Raw genomic sequence first — 17,961 nt, 5'->3', positions numbered from 1 at the left:
TCGCTGTACTCGAACGCTTGCGAAACTTACGGCTCCGGTACGCGAGACCTGATCCGGAGCGGTGGGCGTCCTTCGCGTTGGCCGCCTCGCAATCCGTTCTAGACGCACATCCTTACCGTCGAGTTATCAGGTGCTTAAGCAAACCTGAATCTGCCACTTTTTTGCGCCGCGGCCGAGATTTTGTTCCGGGCGTCTTCGTGTCAGGCTTCCTTGCCGCGCAGGAAGTTGATGATGCCGGAGAAATCCGCGTCCGCGCCGCCCTGGGCGTTGAACAGGGCATAGAGCTGCGCCGCTTCCGCGCCCATCGGCGTCACCGCGCCCGATGCGCCGGCGGCCTCCTGCGCGAGCTTCAGATCCTTCAGCATCAGCGCGGCGGCGAAGCCCGGCTTGTAGTCTCTGTTGGCGGGGGAGGCTGGGACCGGTCCCGGCACCGGGCAGTAGGTCGTCAGCGACCAGCACTGCCCGGACGAGGTGGAGGCGACGTCGAACAGCGCCTGGTGCGACAGGCCGAGCTTTTCGGCCAGTACGAAGGCTTCCGAGACGCCGATCATGGAGATGCCGAGGATCATGTTGTTGCAGATCTTGGCGGCCTGGCCGGCGCCCGCGCCGCCGCAATGGACGATGCGCCCGGCCATGGGCTTCAGAATCGGCTCCGCCTTCGCGAACGCCCCGTCAGCCCCACCGGCCATGAAGGTCAGCGTCCCGGCCGCGGCACCCCCCGTGCCGCCGGAAACCGGCGCGTCGACCGAGAGCAGGCCGTGCTCCCCGGCGATCGCGTGCGCCCGGCGCGCCGAGGCGACGTCGATGGTGGAGGAATCGATGAAGAGCGTGCCCGGGGCCGCCTTCGGAGCGATCTCCTCGTAGACCGAGACGACGTGCCGCCCGGCCGGCAGCATGGTGATCACGACCTCGGCGCCCGCCACCGCCGTGGCTGCATCGGCCATGACCGAAACGCCGTTCGCCTTCGCCGTCTCGAGGTTCGCCGGCATGAGGTCGAAGCCCTGCACCGCATGCCCGGCCTTGACCAGGTTCGCGGCCATGGGATTGCCCATGTTGCCGAGGCCGATGAAGGCGATGGTGGTCATGATGTGTCTCCTTGGCGAATAGGGAGTAGCGAATAGGGAGCAGGGGAGTTGGGGAATAAGGCAGTAGAAGATTGGGATGATTCGGCGGTACGGGTTGGCAGAGGGCGGTCCGGCCGCCACAAACTACTCCCTACCTCTCACTTCCCCACCAGATGCCTGGCGATGATGACGCGCATGATCTCGTTGGTGCCTTCGAGGATCTGGTGGACGCGCAGGTCTCGGACCAGTTTTTCGATGCCGTAGTCGTGCAGATAGCCGTAGCCGCCGAGCACCTGGAGCGCCTCGTTGGCGACGTCGAAGCCGCGGTCGGTGACGAAGCGCTTGGCCATCGCCGACCATTTGCCGGCGTCGTGCGCCTTGGCGTCGAGCTTGGCGGCGGCGGTGTAGAGCAGCATGCGCGAGGCCTGGAGGTCGGTCTCCATGTCGGCGAACTTGAACTGCATCGCCTGGAACTGGTCGATCGTCTTACCGAAGGCCTTGCGCTCGGCGGCATAGGCGAGCGCCTTGTCGAAGGCGGACTGGGCGCCGCCCAACGAACAGGCGGCGATGTTGAGCCTTCCGCCGTCGAGCCCCGCCATGGCGATGCGAAAGCCGGCGCCTTCGCCAGAGAGGAGGTTCTCGGCCGGCACCTTGCAGTCCTCGAAGATCACCTGTCGGGTGGACTGCATGTGCCAGCCCATCTTGCTCTCGACCGAGCCGAAGGACAGGCCCGGCGCATCCTTGGGGATCACCAGCGTGGAGATGCCGCGCGGCCCTTCTTCGCCTGTGCGCACCATGGCGACATAGACGTCGCTGTCGCCGGCGCCCGAGATGAATTGCTTGGCGCCGTTCAGCACGTAGTCCGAGCCGTTGCCGCCGCTGCGGACCGCCTTCGTGCGCAGCGCCGCGGCGTCGGAGCCGGAGTTGGGCTCGGTGAGGCAGTAGCTGGCGAGCTGCTCCATCGAGGTGAGCGGCGGCAGGAGCCGCTGGCGCTGCTCGTCGCTGCCGAAGCGGTCGATCATCCAGGCGGCCATGTTGTGGATGGAGATGAAAGAGGAGAAGGCCGGACAGGCGTGGGAGAGCGCCTCGAAGATCAGCACGGCGTCGAGCCGGCCGAGGCCCGATCCGCCGACGTCGTCGCGCACGTAGATACCGCCGAAGCCGAGCGGGCCGGTCTCGCGGATCACGTCATCGGGGAAATGCCGGTCCTTGTCCCACTGCAGCGCGTTCGGCGCGACCCGGTCGGCCGCGAAGGCGCGCGCCATCTCCTGGATCGCGCGCTGGTCCTCGTTGAGTTCGAACTGGCCGGTGGCGGCGTCGACGACGGCGTCCATAACGTCCTCCCTGACGTCTGTTCTGGCCGTCCAGTGTAGACCAACGGCTCAGCCGCGCAACACGACCCCCGACACAGAAGCTGTGCGGCAAGTGGAGAGCCGGGGGAGGGGTTGTCCAAACGGCGCACAGAGGCATATCAACGCCCCCGGCTTTCGAACCGGGAGGCTGAACTCTAATCGGCCTTCTCGTGGGCCTTCGGCCAGTAGGTGCCGAAGCTCCAGACGTTGCCTTCCGGGTCGCGGCAGATGAAGTCGCGGCTGCCGTAGTCGCGGTCGGTCGGTTCCTCGAGGATTTCGGCGCCCGCGGCCTTTGCGCGCTCGCAGGCGGCATCGGCATCGACGACGGCGACGTAGATCGACTTGCCGTCCTGGCCGGTCGGCGCGCCGACCATGGCGCCGTAGGCGTCGTCCTTCACGTCGCCGCACATGATCATCGACGAGCCGAGCGCGAGCTGCGCGTGGGCGACCTTGCCGTCGGCCATGTATTTCGCGTGGACGGTGAAGCCGAAGGCCTCGCAGAGCCAGTCGATCATCTTTTCGGCGTTTCGGAACCGCATGGCGGGGAAGAGGCAGGGGGCTTCGATGGTGGTGGCGGTGTGCATGGCATTTCCTTTCCGTTGGCGTGATGGGCGCATCCTGCCAGCCGGTCGCGGCACGGTCTTGAAGAAATGTAACCGTCGCTTCAGGCGAGGTGCGGCGCCAGCGCGGTGGGGGAACTGCCGGAAAACATCCTGAATTCGCGCACCAGATGCGCCTGGTCGGAATAGCCGCAATCGGCCGCGATGCCGGCCCAGTCGCGCGGCGTTTCCTGCCGGGCGAGTTCCAGCGCGCGGTTGAAGCGCGCCATGCGCGAGACCGCCTTGGCACCGATGCCGATCTCGGTGCGGAAGCGTTCGGCCAGGTGCTTGCGGCTCCAGCCGAGGGCGGTTGCGATGTCGGCCACGCGCTCGCCGCCGCGCCGCCGCAGGATGCGGTCGTAGGCCCACGCGACTTCCGGCGAGGCCGCTTGTCCGCCGTCGAGGCGCGCGATCAGGAAGGCTTCCACGAGGGCGAAGCGGCGCTGCCAGTCGTGTTCCTCACCGAGCCGCTGGCGCAACTCGCGGATCTCCGGGTCTGCGAGGTCGTCGATGCCGACCATCCGGTTGGCGATCTCGGACATCGGCAGGCCGAAGAAGCGGAAGGCGCCGGGCGGGGTGAAATCGACCTGGATGCACTCGGCGCCGCCGGTCGAATTGATCATGACGAAGCCGGGATAGAGCCCCGAGGTGAAGCTGCCGAAGCGGTCCCGCGGCGTCGGCGCGCGGCCGAGCGCGATCTCGAACGGCTCGCCGAAACTGACGATCAGCGGCACCACCAGAGGCGCCATCTCGAGCGACCCCTGGAGCCGGTCGCCGTTCTCGCGGTAGCCGACGATGGAAAAGACGTCGGCCGCCAGTTCCGGGCGGACCGGCCGGCGCAGCATCAGCGGGGCGTATCCCGCTGGCACCGTCGAGTTCTGCCGCGTCCGTATGTCGTCCATCCGCCGCTTCCGGTTCGTGGCCTGCAAACTAGGGCAAAGCGCGCGCCGCCGGAAGGGCGGGCGGGGGCCGGATTGCGCACGGATGGAATCCCTGTAGCTTCAAGGCATCTGGCGCGGGGGATTCGTCATGCCTGAAGGTTTCTTGTCGCGGGTCCGGATGCTGTTTGAAGGCGATCCGGCGATACGCCGCGTCGCCGACGATCCGGTGCTGACGGCGGAGCTTCTGCTGCTCTTCAGGATGATCCTCGCCGACGGTGCGGTGGAGGAGAAGGAACTGGAGACGTTCCGCCGCATCTGTCGCGATTCGTTCGGCATTCCGGAGGCCAGTCTCGGCGGCGTCATCCGCTATCTCCAGGATTTCGGCTACGAGACGACCGGCTCGCAGGCGCTGGCACTGTTCCGTACGCTTCCGCGCGAGCGCCGCGTCGAACTCGGGCGGCACCTCGCCGAAATCGCCAAGGCCGACCGCAACATCAGCGAGCATGAGGTACGACCTCTGCGGCGCACGCTCGACGTGCTCGACCTCGATCCGCGCGAGATCGTGGGCGGCGCGGCGTGACGCACGGCGGCCTGTCCTTCTCCCCTTGTGGGAGAAGGTGGCCGAGCGCCAGCTCGGTCGGATGAGGGGTGTTCGCTGACCACTGATCAGGCAAGATCACGTGCTTCCGGCGGATGGTGTCTGCCGTTCGACTATCTCGCTCCGTCCACGACCCCTCATCCGTCTCGGCGCTGCGCGCCGATCCACCTTCTCCCACATGGGGAGAAGGAGCGCGCGGATCAGCCCTGTTCCACCAGCCTCCGCCTGATCGCGCGACGAAGATCGGGGGCGGCGTCGACGAGGTCCTTGGCGGCCTGCGATTGCGGATGGTCGAGGACGTCGGCGGTGCGGCCTTCCTCGACGATGCGGCCGTCATGCATGACCATCACCTCGTCGGTGATGGCGCGGGCGACGGTGAGGTCGTGGGTGATGAAGAGATAGGCGACGCCGAGGCGCTGGTTCAAATCGGCGAAGAGATCGAGAATCTGAGCCCGGATCGAGACGTCCAGCGCCGAGACCGGTTCGTCTGCCACGACCAGCCTTGGGCGGGTGATGATCGCCCGAGCGATCGAGATGCGCTGCCGCTGGCCGCCTGAGAACTCGTGCGGGTACTTGTCCATGTCCTCGGGGCGCAACCCCACCTCGTGCAGCGCGGCGGCGACCATGTCGCGCCGTTCGGTGGCGGAAGGCTGCCGGTCCAGCACGTGCAGCGGTTCGGAGACGAGACGTTCGACCTTGTGGCGCGGATCGAACGAGCCGTAGGGGTCCTGGAAGACCACCTGCATGTTGCGCCGGGCGGGCTTCAGCTCGGCCCCGCCCTTGCCGGTCAGCGTCTCGCCGAGGAAGCGGATTTCGCCCGAAGTCGGCCGGTCGAGCGCCAGGATCATGCGCGCGAGCGTCGATTTCCCGCAGCCGGAGCGGCCGACGAGGGCGACGGACTGTCCGGGCTTCATGGAGAAGGACACGCCGTCGACGGCCCGGAACGGTGCGGGCCTGTCGAAGAGCGAGCGCCGCCGGCCGGGATAGTCGCGCACGACGCGGTCGACTTCGAGAAGGTTCGCGCCCGCGGCCGACGCGGCGTGGCGGTTCGGGCGGGCCGGCACGTGCATGGAGGCTTCGGCCAGTTGCCGCGTGTAGGGATGCACCTGCTCCGACAGCGTCTTGGCCGTCTCGCCTTCCTCCATCACCTCGCCATGGCGCATGATCGTCACCCGGTCGGCCATGTCGGTGACGACGGCGAGATCGTGGCTGATCAGCAGCAGGCCCATCCTGATCTCGTCGACGAGATCGCGCAGGAGGTCCAGGATCTGCGCCTGCAGCACCACGTCGAGCGCCGTCGTCGGCTCGTCGGCGATCAGGAGCTTAGGCTTCAGTGCGCAGGCGATGGCGATGACGACGCGCTGGCGCTGCCCGCCGGAAAGCTGGTGCGGATAGCGCGACAGCGGAAACTTCGCTTCCGGCAGGCCGACTCGATCGAGCATGCGGCGGGCGGAAGCCTCCGCGTCAGAGCGGTTGGCGCCGGTGTGCCAGCGGATGCCTTCTGCCACCTGCTCGCCGATCGTCTTGACGGGGTTCAGGGCGGTCATCGGTTCCTGGAAGACCATGCCGATGTCGTCGCCGCGCAGTCGGCACATGGCGGCTTCGGGCGCTGCGAGGATGTCGATGCCGTCGAAGGTGACGCGCCCGGTGGCACGCGCCGCGTTGGGCAGGAGCTGCATGATGGTCAGCGCCGTCATCGACTTGCCCGAGCCCGATTCGCCCACGAGCCCCATCGTCTCTCCCGCGCCGATCGACAGGTCGACGTTCTTCAGGATCGGGATCCCGGCGATCGACAGGGAGAGTTTTTCGATCTCGAGCAGGGCCATCAGCGCTCGCGCCGCAATCTCGGGTCCAGAACGTCGCGCAGGCCGTCCCCGACGAGATTCAGTCCCAACACCGTCACCACGATGGCGATGCCCGGAAACAGCGCCAGGTGCGGCGCCACCATCATGCGCGTCTGCGCGTCGAACAGCATGCGGCCCCAGGACGGCATGGGAGGTTGCGCGCCGAGCCCGACATAGGAAAGTGCGGCCTCGGCAAGCACGCCGAGCGCGAACTGGATCGTGCCCTGCACGAGGAGCATCGAGGCGATGTTGGGCAGGATGTGCTCGATGGTGATGAGCGCCTTGCCCTTGCCGGCGGCCCGCGCCGCGAGAATGAACTCGCGCGGCCAGATGGCGAGCGCGCCGGCGCGGGCGACGCGGGCGAAGACCGGAATGTTGAAGATGCCGATGGCGATGATAGCGTTTATCGCGGACGGGCCGAAGATCGCCGTGATGAGGATTGCCGAGAGCAGGGCGGGGAAGGCGAAGACCAGATCGTTGAAACGCATCAGCGCCTCGTCGACGTAGCCGCCGCGGGCCGCCGCCCAGCAGCCGAGCGGCACGCCGACGCCCATGCCGATGACGACGGCGACGACCGCCACCGCAATCGAATTACGCGAGCCGATCATGATCATCGACAGGATGTCGCGGCCGAAATGGTCGGTGCCGAAGGGATGCGCCCACGTGAGGCCCTGCATCCGCTCGGCCACTTCCAGCCGGGTGATGTCGTAGGGCGTCCAGACGAAAGAAACCAGCGCCATCGCCGCGATCAGGCCGGTGATCAAAATGCCCGCTGTGAACGAGCCATTCGAGAAGGCGGCCGACAGGAACGGGCGCTCGACCCCGGGCGGCGGCGAGACGTCGACGCTCATGCGTTCGCCCTCAGCCGCGGATCGACGACGGCATAGAAGACGTCCACGACGATGTTGACGAGAACGACCGAGGCGACGAGCAGCATGACGACGCCCTCCACCACGATCAGGTCGCGCTGCGTGATCGCCTGGAAGACGAGGCGGCCGAGGCCGGGAAGATAGAAGACGTTCTCGATGATGATGGTGCCGGCGAGCAGGAAGGCGAACTGCAGCCCCAGGATGGTCAGCACCGGAATCATGGCGTTGCGCAGCGCGTGCCGCCACAGGACGGCGCGCCGCGGCATGCCCTTGGCGCGGGCGGTGCGGATGTAGTCCTCGCCCAGCACTTCCAGCAACGCGGAGCGCGTGATGCGCGCCAGGATCGCCGCCTGCGGCAGCGCGAGCGCGACCGCCGGCATGATGAGCGACTTGATGCCGGGCCAGATGCCGCCGCCCCAGCCGGGGAAGCCGCCGGCCGGCACCAGCCGCAGCCAGACCGCGAAGACGTAGATGAGGATCAGCGCGAACCAGAAGTTGGGGATGGCGACGCCGATCTGCGCCGTGCCCATGGAAATCGTGTCGGCGGCCTTGCCGCGCCGCGCGGCGGCGAACAGGCCGACGGGGATCGCGATGGCGGTCGAGAGCAGGAGGGCCATGATCGCGAGAGGCAGCGACACCACCGCGCGCTCGCCGATGAGCTCGATCACGGGCGAGGAATAGGTGAAGGACCGACCGAAGTCGCCGACGAGCAGGCCGCCGATCCACGAAAGATAGCGCACCAGCACGGGATCGTTGAGGCCCATCTGCTCGCGCAGCGCGTTCAGTGTCGCGTCGGTGGCGTTCATGCCGAGCATGAGCTGCGCGGGATCGCCCGGCAGGATTTCCAGCACGGCAAACACGACGACGGACGCGACCAGCAGGGTCACGAGGCCGCCCGCGAGGCGCTTGGCGAGAAAAGCTGTCATCTATCGAGGATGTCTCCCTCCCCGCGAGGGGGAGGGAGGAAAGTCGCTCAATCCGCCCACTTGACCCCGGTCAGATCGGTCGCCTGGATCGGGGAATTCTCCCACATGCCTTCGAGCTTGGCGTCCCAGACGCCGATCTTGGGCAGCTCGAACAGGAAGCCGTTGACGGCGTCGTCGGCGAGGATCTTCTGCGCCTGGCCGTAGAGCTCGTTGCGCTTTTCCTGGTCCGACGTAACGTCGAGATCCGCGATGACCTTGTTGAACTCCGGGTTGTGATAATCGAAGTAGTAGTCGTCGCGCGCATAGATGCCGATGTCGTTCGGCTCGGTGTGCGAGACGATCGAAAGGTCGTAATCCTTCGTCTTGAACACCTGGTCGAGCCACTGCGCCCATTCGACCGGAATGATCTCGAGATCGATGCCGACCTCGCGCAGTTGCGAGGCAATGACCTGGCCGCCGTCGCGGGCGTAGGCGGGGGGCGGCAGCTTCAGCGTCGCCTTGATGCCATTCTCGAAACCGGCTTCCTTGAGCAGCGCCTTGGCCTTCTCGACGTCGTGCGGGTAGGTGCCGGTGAGATCGACATAGGCGGCGTTCGCGGGCGAGAAGTGCGAGCCGATCGGCACGCCCAGCCCCGACGAGCCGGCGTCGATGATCGCCTGACGGTCGAGCGCGTGGGCGATCGCCTGGCGGACCTTGAGATTGTTGAACGGCTCCTTGCCATTGTTGGTCGAAAGGATCGTCTCGCCCTCGGTTGCGCCGATGACGACGGAAAAGCGCGGATCGGACTGGATCTGCGGTAGCGCATCGCCGGCCGGCATGTTCGGAAACGCCTGCACGTCGCCCGACAGCAGCGCGGGAATTGCGGCCGCCGCATCCGGGATGATGCGGAACTCGGCCTTCTCCAGCGCGACAGCATCGCCCCAGTAGTCAGGGTTCTTGACGATGGTGACTGAAGAGCCCTTGGCCCAGTTGTCGAACTTGAACGGCCCGGTGCCGATCGGCTTTTCCTTGTTGCCCTCGGCGCTCTCGGCCGCCACGATGACGGCGTCGCCCCAGCCCATGTTGTACAGGAAAGAGCCCTGCGGCTGCTTCAGGGTGACCTTGACGGTGGTGGGATCCACCACCTCGACCGTATCGATGGCCTCGAAGAGCGGCTTCTGCGCGTTGGTGGAATCGGCCGCGCGGGCTCGGTCGAGCGAGAACTTCACGTCCTCGGCGTCGAAGGCGGTACCGTCGTGGAACTTGACCCCGTCATGCAGCTTGAAGGTGTAGACCTTGCCGTCCTCGGACACCTCCCAGCTTTCGGCCAGCGCCGGCTGCACCTCGCCGCCGGAATCGATCCGCGTCAGGCCTTCGAAGACATTTGCGTAAACGATCTCGTCGATCGCGGCTGCCGCGCCCGCGGTCGGGTCGAGATGCGGCGGCTCGAGGACCACGCCCAGAACGAGATCGGTCCGCTGCGCCATGGCGGAGGTGCTCGATGCCAGCGCGACGGCGGCGGCGGCGAGGACGGATTTCCATATCGTCATTTTTGTTGCTCCCATTGTTTGCGATCGGTGCGCGATCAAAGCGCGAATTCAGCCGGGAGTAAATCGGGTTTCGCTTTGGACCAACATGGCCACCGGCGTCGCCGACGGGGTTCGCCTTCGTCGCGACGGCTGCTAAGGGTGGGCAATCTGCCCGCGGAAGGTCCCCGACCATGATCATCGTCCACTACCTGGAGAAATCCCGCGCCCATCGCGTCCTGTGGCTGCTCGAGGAACTCGGCGTCGATTACGACGTGAGGACCTATCGCCGGACGAAGGAATTCCGCGCGCCGGAAAGTCTCAAGGCGATCCACCCGCTGGGCAAGTCGCCGGTGGTCGAGGACGACGGCCGCGTCGTTGCCGAAAGCGGAGCGATCATGGAGTACCTGGTCGATCGCTACGGCGGCGACACGTTACGCCCGCCGCCCGGCATGGACGAGCGGCTGCGCTACACATACTGGATGCACTACGCCGAAGGATCGGCCATGCCGCTGCTGGTGATGAAGCTTGTCTTTGCCGGCCTGCCGGCGCGGATGCCGTTTTTCCTGCGCCCGACGGCGCGGATGATCTCCAAGGGCGTCAGCGAAAGGCTGATCGACCCGCAGCTTGCCGATCACGTCGCGCTCTGGAAGGCGGAACTGGCCCGAGGCGGCTGGTTCGCCGGCGATGCATTCTCCGCGGCCGACATCATCATGAGCTATCCGGTGGAAGCGGGTGTGACGCGGATCGCGCAAGGGCAGGACATCGCCGTGATTCGAAAGTGGATGGAAGCAATCCGCGCCCGACCCGCCTATCGACGCGCCGTCGAACGCGGCGGCAACATCTACGGCTATTCATCGACGTGAGGCGAGCACAGCGCGTTCCGCCGCAATCGCCGCATGCAGCGTTTTCGACGGAAGCCGGTGTTTCTCGAGGCCTGGTTTCCTTATCCCGCCGCAATTTCAAGACTGTAACAAGATTGAATTCATCGAGCGTTGGACTTAGACCGTTCCGGCCTTGCGGCGACCGAAGAGATCAATGGCTGGATTGCCTCGATCGACGACTGTCAAAGAACCGTGGTCTTTCGCAGGTCTGTCCGCTATGGGTCCGGCCAAGAGACAGCAAGCCTAGCGCGGGGAACTGATGATCGGTATTTTCGGCGCCAACGGATTCATCGGGCGCCATCTGGCGCAGCGGCTGCAGTCGCGCGGACGAAAGTTCAAGGCGATCTCGCGGCATTTCACCCCCGACTTCGTCGCCGCCCATGGCGGTTCGGCCGAACTCGTGGAGGCGAACTTCGCCGATCCGCTGGCCATGGTATCGGCCCTGGACGGTCTCGACACCGTGGTGCAGCTCGTCAGCACCTCCAGCCCCGGAATGCAGAACCTGCACAGCGTCGCCGACATCCGCGAAAACGTGATCCCGCACGTTGCGTTCCTCCAGACCTGCGTCGCCGCGGGGGTCAGGCGCTACGTCTTTCTCTCCTCCGGCGGGACCGTCTACGGCCCCACGAACGACGTGCCGATCCGCGAGGACAGCGAAACCAACCCCATCAGTTCCCACGGACTCACCAAGCTGATGGTGGAAAAGTACATCCAGATGCATGGCCGGGTCGACGGACTGGATTACGTGATACTGCGCCTCGCCAATCCGTTCGGGCCGGGACAGCACTACCGGAAGGCTCAGGGACTCATTCCGGCGATCCTGGGACGCCACCAGGAGGGTCTCCCGGTCAAGGTCATCGGAGACGGCAGCGCACGCCGCGATTATGTCTTCATCGACGACGTCATCGATGCTATCGAGCTTGCCGTGGGGGAGCCCCGCGCGGCGCGCGGCATCATCAACATCGGCAGTGGTGAAGCGCGCTCGGTGTCGGAGATACTCGGGGCCATCGAGGATATCCTCGGGCTTCGTATCGAGCGGGAATACGTGGATGTCAGGAAGACCGACGTGGCAATAAGCCAGCTTGACATTGGCCGGGCGTCGTCGCTGCTGGGCTGGCGGCCGAAGACGCCGTTCAGGACGGGACTGGAGCGCACACTGGCGGAATTCTCGCCGGCGCCGCGGGTGGCTCGTTGATGCAGATGACGCCCGGATACCGACCCCATCACATGTCGCGCGCGAACTGAATGAGCTTTCCCCTTTCACTTCTCGGGCTTTATGCCCGGCGCCCGAGCCTGGCCGGCCGCCACGTCGCCACGGCATTCAGGCTGCTTGCCAATGGCGGGACGGCGGAACTGCGCAGCCGGCTGAGGTCGCTGGGCGGCCTCGCTGCGCAGCACGAGAGGGACCGAAGGGCGAGAGAGGACGTCGCGCGAAAGCTTTCCGCCGTTGGCGAGAACGCGAAGCGCAACTATCGCTCACTGCTCAACGAACTCCTGCCTTTCGCCCAGGATCTGACTGTGCTCGACGTCATCCACGAGGACTTGGAGCGGCTGCGTCTGGTGCACTGCCACATCCTGCGCAAGTTCAAGCTGTTCGACGATCGGTTCTACGCCGACACCTACCTGAAGGGGGAAGGGGGCATTACCCCGCTCGACCACTATTTCAAATATGGTCTCCCTGGGGGGCTGCGGGCGAACGCCGTCTTCGATCCGCTCTTCTATACCGCCCGTTATCCGGAGGTGATCGACTTCGGCTTCGATCCGCTGGTGCACTATGCGCTCTTCGGCTGGCGCGAGGGCCGCGAATGCGGGCCGATGTTCGATGCCGAATACTATCTGGCGCGAAATCCGGACGTCGCGGCAGCCGGGCTGTCGCCGCTGCATCATTTCCTCGATTCCGGCCGCGGGGAGGGACGCTCGCCGACGGCCGCCGCGGCACTCGGCGGGCAGGTTGCGCGCGACCGCGGCACCATCCTGATCGTCAGTCACGATGCGGAACTCGGCGGTGCGCAGCGCGTGGCGCGCGTCTTCGCCGAGTGGCTCCTGGCCTCGACCAAGTTCGAGGTGAAGTTCGTCACGATGAAGGGCGGCCCCTTCCTCGACCATTTCCGCCGGATCGCCGACACCTTCGACGTGGGCGGAGAGTCGGTTGGAGCGACCCCGGAGGAACTGTCGCGCAGGCTCGAGGAGTTTGCCGGTCCCTCGGTGAAGGCGGTGTTCCTGAACTCCGCCGCCAGCGGCGGGTTTCTTTCGCACTGGAGCCGCGACACACCCATTCTCGCTTTCGTCCACGAACTCCCCAAGCTGCTCGCGTCGCTCGACCGCGAGTTTGGGCTCATCCTCGACCGGGCGAACACCATCATCGCCGGAAGCGAGGCAGTCGCCACCGCCATCAAGGGCGATTACGGCTTCGAACCGGAACGGCTGCGCACCGTGCACGGCTTCATCGACGATCTGCCGCGCGACACCTCGCTCGATTTCGACTCGAAAAGCGCGATCAAGGAGGCGCTGGGCCTCGATCCGGACGCCTTCCTGGTCGCCGCGTGCGGCGTCCTCCACTGGAGGAAATCTCCCGAGAAGTTCGTGGAGGTGGCCGAACGGGTCCTGAAGGAAACCGAGCGGAACGTGCGGTTCCTCTGGGTCGGCGGCGGGCCCGACCATGAAGAGTGCGAAAAGCTGGTGTCGGAGAAGGGCCTTGAGGGGAAGGTCGTCTTTACCGGCTACGAACCCGACGTGATGCGCTATCTGCGCGCGGCCGACCTCTTCCTCCTGACCTCGCAGGAAGACCCGTTCCCGCTCGTCTGCCTCGACGCTGCGACCGCGTTGGCGCCGATCATCTGTTTCGAGAAGGCCGGCGGCATGCCGGAGTTCGTGGCGCGGGGATGCGGCATGTCTGTGCCCTTCATGGATGCCGAGGCGATGGCGGACGCCGTCCGCGCCTATATGGCGGATGAAGATCGCCTGCGCGCCGAAGGGCAGGCGGGTCGGGAACTCGTGGAGAGCGAGTATACCGTCGCCGCGGCTGGTCCCAAGCTGCTGCACCACATCCGCGAGGCGGCCGGATTGGCGCCCCACGTCAGTGTCGTGGTGCCGAATTACAACTACGAGAAGTTCCTGCCCGAGCGGCTGCAGACGATCGCGGCGCAGACCTACCAGGATTTCGAGCTCATCCTGCTGGACGACCGGTCGAGCGACGGCTCGGTCGATATCCTCGAGGACCGGGCGCGACGGCGGCCCGGAACGCGGGTCATCGTCAACGAAAAGAACAGCGGATCGCCGTTTGCGCAGTGGCTGCGCGGGATGGAACTGGCCAAGGGCGATCTGATCTGGATCGCCGAGGCGGACGATTCGTGCACGCCGGGCCTGCTGTCGGCCCTCATTCCCTCGCTGGAGGACAGGAATGTCTTCCTCGCCTACGTGAAATCGGTGCCGGTGGGCACGGAGGGGCAGGTCTACGGTGACTACGAGGAGATCTATCTCAACCGGATCAACGACGGACGCTGGTCGCGGCCCTACGTCGCCACCGACCACGAGGAGGCCCAGGAGGGACTGGGGATCGCCAACTGCATTCCCAACGCCAGCAGCCTCGTTTTCCGGCGCCTGGAACCGGAGCCGGACTTCGCCGAGACGCTGAAATCGATGCGGCTTTGCGGCGACTGGTATTTCTACCTGCGTGCGATGCGCGGGGGCCTCGTTGCCTACTGCGAGCAGCCGCTCAACCTGCACCGCCGCCACCCCGAGACGGTGACGAAGTCGACCGAGGGCTCAACGCGATATTTCGACGAGTTCGCGAAGGTCAGGGATTACGTCGGCGGGACCTATACGATCGGAGATGAAACTCGGGCCGCGATCGAGCGGTTCACCACGGAGGATCTCGACCGGTTCGGGGTCCGGGACGTAGCGGTTCGCACGCGCATCCTCGAGCAGGCGGCGATGAAGGGAGCGCGGAAGGAATTGCCGACCGTGCTCGTCGTGGTGTCCGACCTATCGCCCGGCGGCGGCCAGATGTTCGGCATCCGGCTGGCCAACGCCTGGACGAAGCGCGGCGGCCGGGCCGTGCTCTTCAACGTTCGCACCTTCCCGGATCACCCTCAGGTGGTTTCGCAGGTCGACAGCCGCGTCGCGGTCATCCATGCCGACGAGATGCGGGAAACCTTCGCCGACATGGTGCGCCGCTTCGACATCGACGTGGTGCACTCCTCGATCTGGTGGGCCGATCGCTACGTGCATGACCACGTGGCCGATCTTCCCGGCCTGCCTTGGGTGATCACCATGCACGGCTGCTACGAGACCCACCTCGACAATCCGCAGATCGATCTGACGTTCTCCAACCGCATTGCGCCGATGCTGAAGCGGGTGGACGCGTGGGCCTACCTCGCAGACAAGAACCGCCGCGTGTTCACGCGCTTCGGCCAGCCGAAAAAGATGCTTCAGATACCCAATGGCATCGAAGTGGTGGCGGAGCACGAGCCATACTCGCGAGAGCATCTGGGGCTGCGGAACGACGCAATCGTCCTCTGCCTTGCGAGCAGGGCCATCGCGGAGAAGGGGTGGCTCGCGGCGGCGGATATCGTACAGCGCTTGAATCAGTCGGGCGCCAAGGTCGATCTGATGCTGCTCGGGGAAGGTCCGGCGGCCGACGAACTGCGCCAGAAGGCGCCGCCCCATGTCCACCTTTACGGGCATGTTTCCGATCCGCAGCGCTACATGCAGGCGGCGGACATTGGCATATTGCCGAGCTCCTTCATCGGTGAGTCGATGCCCCTCGTGCTCCTTGAGATGATGGCGAACGGTCTTCCTGTCGTTGCGACGGACGTCGGCGAGGTTCCTCGGATGATCGGGGAGGGCGCGTCTTCAGCAGGCACGATCGTGCCGCTTCGGAATGGAAATCTTGACATTCCCGGATTCCAAAACGCAATTCGTGCGCTTATGGAACGGGAGCGTAGACTCGCGGTTGGGTCAAATGCCAGAAGTCGTTTCGAAAAGAGCTATACACTGGACAAGATGATCGAGCTGTACGCGGAACTGTATGCTGACGTTGCGGAGTGGACCGAGGCCGAGCCTAGGCCCGAAGGACTTGACCGTGCGGCCCTACCGTAACCGGCGTTTCACATGAAATACGACTATATTTTCATACTGACCTACGGTCGATCCGGTTCCACGCTGCTGCAAGGAATACTCAATTCGATCGAAGGCGTTCAGTTGCGTGGCGAAAACAACGGCGCGTTGTTCGGGCTCATCAGAACCTATAAGGCCACGCAAGGCGCGAAGCATGGCTTCGGCAAGAATAGCGACCAACCGTCGAATCCCTGGTACGGAGCGGCGGACATACGCGTCGACGCATTCGGAAAGGCACTGGCGAAGGCTTTCGTCGAGCACGTGCTGCGGCCCGACGATGGCACGAGGACGACGGGTTTCAAGGAGATCCGCTATTATCCACCGATGCTTTCCGACTCGGCTTTCGAAGAATGCGTGTTCTTCATGAGGCACTACTTCCCGAAGGCGGCCCTGATCGTGAATACTCGCGAGATCGAGGCGGTCGTGAGAAGCAGCAAGATCGCCAGGCACGGGGTTCGCGAAGAGTCGATCCGCGCCTCGGATGCAAGGCTGCGGGCGTTTGCCGAACGCGGCCATCGCGACGTCTTCCATGTCCACTATGACGACTACGTTCATGCGCCCGAACGGCTGGAAAGCCTCTTCGATTTCCTGGGCGCCCCATTCGACGTCGAGCAGTTGAAGGCAGTGATGGGGATCACGCATTCGACGGTTGCGATGCCGCCCCGCGTGTCAGAACAAAAACTCGTCACTCCCGGAGATATCCAAAAATGACGGTTCTCGAGATCGCCGACAACGATTTTCTTTACCAGTACATCGCCAAACGGCGGGGACCGGAGGAGGGAAAGGAAGCCTATCTGCGGGGTGGCAAGAGCGATGCCGGATTGGTCGCGGCCGCGGCCAAGAGGCTGACCAAGCGCGACAAACTCAAGGTGCTCGAATTCGCCTCGGGTTACGGGCGCGTCACCCGATACCTCGTCGACATGATGCCGGGGTGCAGCATCACGGCGTCCGACATTCACCCCGAAGCCTGCGACTTCATCCGTGATCGAATCGGCATCCAGGCACTGCGGTCGTCGACGAGCCCGGCGGAGCTGTCCGTGGGGAGCGGTTACGACTTCATCTGTGTCCTCTCGCTGTTTTCGCATCTGCCGAACCGAACCTTCGTCGAGTGGCTGACGACCCTCTATGGCCTGCTTGCGCCTGGTGGGGTGCTGATGTTCACGACGCATGGCGAAGTCTCGAAAAGGCTGTTCGTAGGCATCGATCTGGAAAAGGAGGAGAAGGGACCCGGATGGACCTATCTTCGCCGATCGGACCAGACAGATCTCGATCTGAACGACTACGGCACGATGCTCGTCACACCCCGCTATGTTCTGGACGCGATTGAAAAGTGCCAGGGCGGTTTGCTCAAGTCCTTCGTATCCGGCACCTGGTTCGGCCATCAGGACGAATGGGCGGTCGAGAGACCCGCACCGAAGTGATTCCGTTGTCGCCGCCGGTCTTCTGGCGAGATCGATAGACCGGAACTGCCAGGATTTTCGGGCACATCGCGGCGCGGGCGTGGAGCGTTCCTCAGCGCCGCGACGCCTCCGGGAGAAACCGCTCCACCAGTTGCGCCATCAGCGCGTCGCGGTCGCGGGCGGTCTTCTCGCCCATGACGACGGCAACCAGGCGCTTGCCGTCGCGGCTGACGGAGGTCGCGAGGTTGAAGCCGGAAGCGCGCGTGTAGCCGGTCTTGATGCCGTCGGCGCCTGCGACCATGTCGAGCACCTTGTTGTGGCCCTTAATCGTCCTGCCGCGGAATGCGAAGCCGCGCTGGCCGAAATAGCCGTACATGGAAGGGAAGTGCTGGCGCAGCGCGATGCCGAGGATCGCCATGTCCCGGGCGGTCGTGCGCTGCTCGCCGTCCGGAAGGCCGGAGGCGTTGCGGAACACGGTGTGGTTCATGCCGAGCTGCCGCGCCTTGGCGGTCATCATGCCCGCGAACCGGTCCTCGCTTCCGCCGAGATACTCGGCGACGGCGGTGGCGACGTCGTTGGCCGATTTGGTGGCCAGCGCCCGGATCGCCGTGTCGGCGTCCACCGACTGACCGGCCTTGAAATAGAGCTTCGTGGGCGGCCGCGATGCCGCGTAGGCCGACACCGGGATCTGCGTCGAAGGCGTGACCCGCCCCTGCTGCATCGCCTCGAACAGCATGTAGAGCGTCATCATCTTGGTCAGGGAGGCCGGAATGCGCGGGGCGTCGGCGTCGACGGCGTGCAGGGTGCGGCCGCTGTTGGCGTCGATGACGATCGCGGCGTATTTCGAGGAAGCCGAGGTGGGGACGGGAGCGGAGGATGGGCGCATCACCTCCGACGTCGAGCAGGCAGCGAGGCCCGCGG

Annotated in this window: 14 protein-coding genes and 1 pseudogene; 6 read left to right on the top strand and 9 right to left on the bottom strand. The window is 65.4% G+C overall.

The window, feature by feature from the left end; genetic code table 11:
- Window positions 1-200 precede the first annotated feature (200 nt).
- The 4 genes from mmsB to ABGN05_RS15700 all read right to left on the bottom strand — a co-directional run bounded on the left by mmsB (window position 201) and on the right by ABGN05_RS15700 (window position 3,917).
- Window positions 201-1,085, bottom strand: coding sequence for a 3-hydroxyisobutyrate dehydrogenase (gene mmsB / locus ABGN05_RS15715; RefSeq protein WP_367954974.1), 885 nt, complete (start codon window positions 1,083-1,085; stop codon window positions 201-203).
- Window positions 1,086-1,222: 137 nt separating this feature from the next.
- On the bottom strand, window positions 1,223-2,398 hold the full coding sequence (locus tag ABGN05_RS15710) for an isobutyryl-CoA dehydrogenase (protein ID WP_367954973.1): 1,176 nt from the start codon (window positions 2,396-2,398) through the stop codon (window positions 1,223-1,225).
- Window positions 2,399-2,571: 173 nt separating this feature from the next.
- Window positions 2,572-3,000, bottom strand: coding sequence for a VOC family protein (locus tag ABGN05_RS15705; RefSeq protein WP_367954972.1), 429 nt, complete (start codon window positions 2,998-3,000; stop codon window positions 2,572-2,574).
- Window positions 3,001-3,080: 80 nt separating this feature from the next.
- On the bottom strand, window positions 3,081-3,917 hold the full coding sequence (locus ABGN05_RS15700; protein ID WP_367954971.1) for a helix-turn-helix domain-containing protein: 837 nt from the start codon (window positions 3,915-3,917) through the stop codon (window positions 3,081-3,083).
- Window positions 3,918-4,044: 127 nt separating this feature from the next.
- Here ABGN05_RS15700 and ABGN05_RS15695 point away from each other — a divergent pair, with 127 nt between their 5' ends.
- Entirely contained in the window at window positions 4,045-4,476 is a 432-nt protein-coding gene (locus tag ABGN05_RS15695; protein ID WP_367954970.1) for a TerB family tellurite resistance protein, read from the top strand.
- 218 nt (window positions 4,477-4,694) lie between these two features.
- Here the strand turns inward: ABGN05_RS15695 and ABGN05_RS15690 are convergent, their stop codons facing one another.
- The 4 genes from ABGN05_RS15690 to ABGN05_RS15675 are packed head-to-tail and all read right to left on the bottom strand — an operon-like array spanning window position 4,695 to window position 9,662.
- Window positions 4,695-6,320, bottom strand: a complete 1,626-nt coding sequence (locus ABGN05_RS15690; protein WP_367954969.1) for an ABC transporter ATP-binding protein — start codon at window positions 6,318-6,320, stop codon at window positions 4,695-4,697.
- Window positions 6,320-7,189, bottom strand: a complete 870-nt coding sequence (locus tag ABGN05_RS15685) for an ABC transporter permease (RefSeq protein WP_367954968.1) — start codon at window positions 7,187-7,189, stop codon at window positions 6,320-6,322. Before ABGN05_RS15685 ends, ABGN05_RS15690 begins: the two co-directional genes overlap by 1 nt.
- Complete coding sequence (locus tag ABGN05_RS15680) at window positions 7,186-8,133, bottom strand: ABC transporter permease (RefSeq protein ID WP_367954967.1); 948 nt, start codon at window positions 8,131-8,133, stop codon at window positions 7,186-7,188. Before ABGN05_RS15680 ends, ABGN05_RS15685 begins: the two co-directional genes overlap by 4 nt.
- A 47-nt stretch (window positions 8,134-8,180) precedes the next feature.
- Window positions 8,181-9,662, bottom strand: coding sequence for an ABC transporter substrate-binding protein (locus tag ABGN05_RS15675; RefSeq protein ID WP_367954966.1), 1,482 nt, complete (start codon window positions 9,660-9,662; stop codon window positions 8,181-8,183).
- A gap of 170 nt (window positions 9,663-9,832) precedes the next feature.
- Here ABGN05_RS15675 and ABGN05_RS15670 point away from each other — a divergent pair, with 170 nt between their 5' ends.
- The 5 genes from ABGN05_RS15670 (at window position 9,833) to ABGN05_RS15650 (ending at window position 17,061) form a co-directional block, all read left to right on the top strand.
- Complete coding sequence (locus ABGN05_RS15670; RefSeq protein ID WP_367954965.1) at window positions 9,833-10,504, top strand: glutathione S-transferase family protein; 672 nt, start codon at window positions 9,833-9,835, stop codon at window positions 10,502-10,504.
- Between the two features lie 277 nt (window positions 10,505-10,781).
- On the top strand, window positions 10,782-11,717 hold the full coding sequence (locus ABGN05_RS15665; protein ID WP_367954964.1) for an NAD-dependent epimerase/dehydratase family protein: 936 nt from the start codon (window positions 10,782-10,784) through the stop codon (window positions 11,715-11,717).
- A gap of 50 nt (window positions 11,718-11,767) precedes the next feature.
- Window positions 11,768-15,622 carry a glycosyltransferase gene (locus ABGN05_RS15660; protein ID WP_367954963.1) on the top strand — a complete coding sequence of 1,285 codons (3,855 nt, stop codon included), beginning with the start codon at window positions 11,768-11,770 and terminating at the stop codon, window positions 15,620-15,622.
- A 12-nt stretch (window positions 15,623-15,634) separates the two neighbouring features.
- Window positions 15,635-16,351 carry a sulfotransferase gene (locus ABGN05_RS15655; RefSeq protein ID WP_367954962.1) on the top strand — a complete coding sequence of 239 codons (717 nt, stop codon included), beginning with the start codon at window positions 15,635-15,637 and terminating at the stop codon, window positions 16,349-16,351.
- Window positions 16,348-17,061 (top strand): class I SAM-dependent methyltransferase, encoded by a 714-nt coding sequence (locus ABGN05_RS15650; RefSeq protein WP_367954961.1) that lies wholly within the window; start codon window positions 16,348-16,350, stop codon window positions 17,059-17,061. The genes ABGN05_RS15655 and ABGN05_RS15650 overlap by 4 nt, the downstream gene beginning before the upstream one ends.
- 97 nt (window positions 17,062-17,158) lie before the next feature.
- Here ABGN05_RS15650 and ABGN05_RS15645 read toward each other — a convergent pair.
- A pseudogene (locus ABGN05_RS15645) lies at window positions 17,159-17,926 on the bottom strand (D-alanyl-D-alanine carboxypeptidase family protein); the annotation flags it as partial.
- Window positions 17,927-17,961: the final 35 nt, after the last annotated feature.

Origin of the sequence: Aquibium pacificum (assembly GCF_040839445.1) — a bacterium.
Lineage (GTDB): Bacteria > Pseudomonadota > Alphaproteobacteria > Rhizobiales > Rhizobiaceae > Aquibium > Aquibium pacificus.
The sequence above is the reverse complement of the archived record's forward strand: the minus strand, read 5'-3'. Positions and strand labels throughout refer to the sequence as shown.

Coding starts and splice junctions, on each gene's coding strand:
- ABGN05_RS15695 (WP_367954970.1), top strand. CDS start 4,045: ATGCCTGAAGGTTTCTTGTCGCGGGTCCGGATGCTGTTTGAAGGCGAT.
- ABGN05_RS15675 (WP_367954966.1), bottom strand. CDS start 9,662: ATGACGATATGGAAATCCGTCCTCGCCGCCGCCGCCGTCGCGCTGGCA.
- ABGN05_RS15670 (WP_367954965.1), top strand. CDS start 9,833: ATGATCATCGTCCACTACCTGGAGAAATCCCGCGCCCATCGCGTCCTG.
- ABGN05_RS15655 (WP_367954962.1), top strand. CDS start 15,635: ATGAAATACGACTATATTTTCATACTGACCTACGGTCGATCCGGTTCC.
- ABGN05_RS15705 (WP_367954972.1), bottom strand. CDS start 3,000: ATGCACACCGCCACCACCATCGAAGCCCCCTGCCTCTTCCCCGCCATG.
- ABGN05_RS15660 (WP_367954963.1), top strand. CDS start 11,768: ATGAGCTTTCCCCTTTCACTTCTCGGGCTTTATGCCCGGCGCCCGAGC.
- ABGN05_RS15650 (WP_367954961.1), top strand. CDS start 16,348: ATGACGGTTCTCGAGATCGCCGACAACGATTTTCTTTACCAGTACATC.
- ABGN05_RS15665 (WP_367954964.1), top strand. CDS start 10,782: ATGATCGGTATTTTCGGCGCCAACGGATTCATCGGGCGCCATCTGGCG.
- ABGN05_RS15700 (WP_367954971.1), bottom strand. CDS start 3,917: ATGGACGACATACGGACGCGGCAGAACTCGACGGTGCCAGCGGGATAC.
- ABGN05_RS15710 (WP_367954973.1), bottom strand. CDS start 2,398: ATGGACGCCGTCGTCGACGCCGCCACCGGCCAGTTCGAACTCAACGAG.
- mmsB (WP_367954974.1), bottom strand. CDS start 1,085: ATGACCACCATCGCCTTCATCGGCCTCGGCAACATGGGCAATCCCATG.
- ABGN05_RS15680 (WP_367954967.1), bottom strand. CDS start 8,133: ATGACAGCTTTTCTCGCCAAGCGCCTCGCGGGCGGCCTCGTGACCCTG.
- ABGN05_RS15685 (WP_367954968.1), bottom strand. CDS start 7,189: ATGAGCGTCGACGTCTCGCCGCCGCCCGGGGTCGAGCGCCCGTTCCTG.
- ABGN05_RS15690 (WP_367954969.1), bottom strand. CDS start 6,320: ATGGCCCTGCTCGAGATCGAAAAACTCTCCCTGTCGATCGCCGGGATC.